At 64.0% G+C, this 2,400-nt stretch carries 4 protein-coding genes; all 4 read left to right on the top strand.

Going from position 1 to position 2,400, the window contains the following annotated elements:
• The first annotated feature begins 338 nt into the window (after positions 1-338).
• Positions 339-800, top strand: coding sequence for a hypothetical protein (locus NTW26_07100; GenBank protein ID MCX7022024.1), 462 nt, complete (start codon positions 339-341; stop codon positions 798-800).
• Positions 801-832: 32 nt separating this feature from the next.
• On the top strand, positions 833-1,030 hold the full coding sequence (locus NTW26_07095; GenBank protein ID MCX7022023.1) for a helix-turn-helix domain-containing protein: 198 nt from the start codon (positions 833-835) through the stop codon (positions 1,028-1,030).
• Positions 1,031-1,058: 28 nt separating this feature from the next.
• Entirely contained in the window at positions 1,059-1,652 is a 594-nt protein-coding gene (locus tag NTW26_07090; GenBank protein ID MCX7022022.1) for a hypothetical protein, read from the top strand.
• 16 nt (positions 1,653-1,668) lie between these two features.
• The coding region (locus NTW26_07085) for a terminase family protein (protein MCX7022021.1) at positions 1,669-2,400 on the top strand (732 nt) is incomplete at its 3' end.

Genomic DNA, 2,400 nt, shown 5'->3' with positions numbered 1-2,400 from the left:
AGGCGCAGGTCGAACGGATAGTGCGGATAGAGGCCCATCTAAAGCGGGCGCGCCAGTATCGGCGGGCCGGCCGGCGATTTGCACGAGGGCTGTCCGGGCCGGTTGCGGCATGCGCCTCTCTGGCCGCGAGAGTGAGGATAGCCAGGGAGAGGGTGCGAGACACTATCGAGATGGCGCTGCGGTCATGAGCCGGGCGACCCTCGACGCCGTCCTCGAGGAGCTGCGCGGTCGGTGCCTGTACCGGCGGTACGACTGTGAGTGCGCGGTGACGGGGCGACTGGTCAGCCTGGAAGATTGCTCTAGGTGCGAGGCATACACGGAAAAACGAAAGGGGAAAAATGGCAACAAAGGAACAGCAGCGGGTGGCGCTGGCGTGTCGGCTCCTCGGTGAATCGAAAGTGCTCGAGGCGGAGGCGAGGAAGCGCGAGGCGGAGGCGAAGGCCATCATCGACGAGCTGATCCCGCCCGACGAGAAGGGGGTGCTGGAGAGCCGAACTTACGGCCGGATCAAAAAGACCTTCCAGGAGCGCCTGGGGATCGATCCCTCCTCGGAGGACCCGCTCCGGGCAATCCTTGGGGATCGTTTCTCGGACTTCGTCACCCGGACGGTGGCCCTGACGCCGACGGACCGGATGAAGAATCTCCTGCCTGACGCGGACGATCCGACGGCGCAGGCCGTCCGGCCGCACGTCGAACTGAAGGTCTCCCCGAGTGTGCGGTTCGCACCGGCGCCGGGGATGGTCTTCCTGCCGACGCTCGGGCAGGTCCGCACGGAAGAGCCGGCGGGCGCACCCGCCTAACGGGTCGGGTCCTCCCGACCCCGGACTTATAAATGCCTGACTACCCCGCAGCAGACCCCGAGGGCATGATAACCATCCGCAGGGCGGCGGCCCTGCTGCGGGTGAGCATCCGCACGGCTCGACGCTATGTCCAGGAGGGGCGGTTCCCCGCGTGGAAGCTCGGGGCGGTGCTGTGGGTCCATGAGAGCGACGTCCGCGATTACGTGGAGAAGTGCCGTGTCACCTCCTAAACGCCGGAAAGCCCCGACGGTTCTTGGGATGCCGAACGCGCGGTGCAAAATCTGCGCTTCGCCGCACCGGGCCGCGATAGACGCGATGCTCGACGACGGCGCCAAGCAGGCCAAGGTCCTGGCGTGGGCGAAGGAGCACGCCCCGGAGCTCGCACTCAACGCCTCGAACGTGAGCCACCATTCCCGGTTCCACCGGATGGGCAGCTTCGAGGGGATGTTGGACCTCGCCGACGAGCGGCTGAAGCACATCCGCGACTATTACGGCGGCAACATCCAGCTCATGCACAAGATGCTCTCGATTACCGTCCTGGACGGAATTACACAGATACTCTCGGGTGAAAGAGCCGTGGAGCCGGAGGTGGCCATGCGGGCCATCCGCGAACTACGGGAGCTCACCAAGCTAGAACTTGAGGCGTTCCCAGAAACGAGCCTCGAAAAGTTGGGGCTGTTCCTCTATTTCCTACTTCAAGATGCTCCAGAGTTACAAGAAAAAATCCTCGAAAAAGCGCGCGCCTCCAACATCGAGGGTGCGCAGGCATTCGTGGAGGCGTTCACGAGTGCCGAGGGAGCGGAAGGGCGGGCTCTTCTCGCGTGGCGTGACGGGGGACCAGATGAGGCATGACGGCCCTCGTAATTCCGTGGAGTTCTTCGAGACCGTCGGCCGGATAAACGGCGAGCCTATACGGTTTTATCCGTACCAACGCCAAGTGCTTACCTGCCCCGACCGATTCGTTTTGTGGCTGAAGGCCCGTCAGACCGGGGCGAGCTGGGGCTTGGGATGCAGGGCGCTCTATAAGGCCTTGTTCGACCCGGCTACGCGATGGGGTTATCTCGCCGCCGGCGAGCGCCAGGGTAAAGAGTGGCTAGAGGAAGTCCTCATGATGTGGGAGGAACTGCCGTCGGCCTGGCGGTTACCGACGCGCGTGAAAACCACGACTCGTTTAGCGTTCAGGCATGGCGGTTCCATCTCGATCCTCCCGGTCAACCCGGGGACGGTGCGCTCGGGGCGGTTCAGCGACCTGATGCTTGACGAGTTCGCCCACGTCGCGGACGACAAGGCGCTAATGGCCGCGGCGCTCCCCAGAATATCCCGGTCCAAACACGGCGGGTTATACATCGTGTCCACGCCGCTCGGCCAGCGGGGCATGTTCCACAGGATGTGGACGGACCGGGAGCAGTTCCCGCAGTTCAGACGGATGGAGACACCGTGGCAGGACTGCCCGGACCTGGACCCGGAGGTTATAAGCATCGCCCGGGCAACGCTCGGAGACGAGGGATTCGCCCAGGAGTACGAGCTATCGTTCCTGGACGAGACGTTGACCTTCTTCCCCTACGATCTCTTCCTGGCGAACCAGGGAGACATCGAGGTA

Source organism: bacterium, assembly GCA_026398675.1.
In the GTDB taxonomy this organism is placed as follows: domain Bacteria; phylum RBG-13-66-14; class RBG-13-66-14; order RBG-13-66-14; family RBG-13-66-14; genus RBG-13-66-14.
The sequence above is the reverse complement of the archived record's forward strand: the minus strand, read 5'-3'. Positions and strand labels throughout refer to the sequence as shown.

Excerpts from the sequence above, each read along its gene's own strand:
- NTW26_07100 (MCX7022024.1), top strand. The coding sequence starts at position 339 with ATGGCAACAAAGGAACAGCAGCGGGTGGCGCTGGCGTGTCGGCTCCTC.
- NTW26_07095 (MCX7022023.1), top strand. The coding sequence starts at position 833 with ATGCCTGACTACCCCGCAGCAGACCCCGAGGGCATGATAACCATCCGC.
- NTW26_07090 (MCX7022022.1), top strand. The coding sequence starts at position 1,059 with ATGCCGAACGCGCGGTGCAAAATCTGCGCTTCGCCGCACCGGGCCGCG.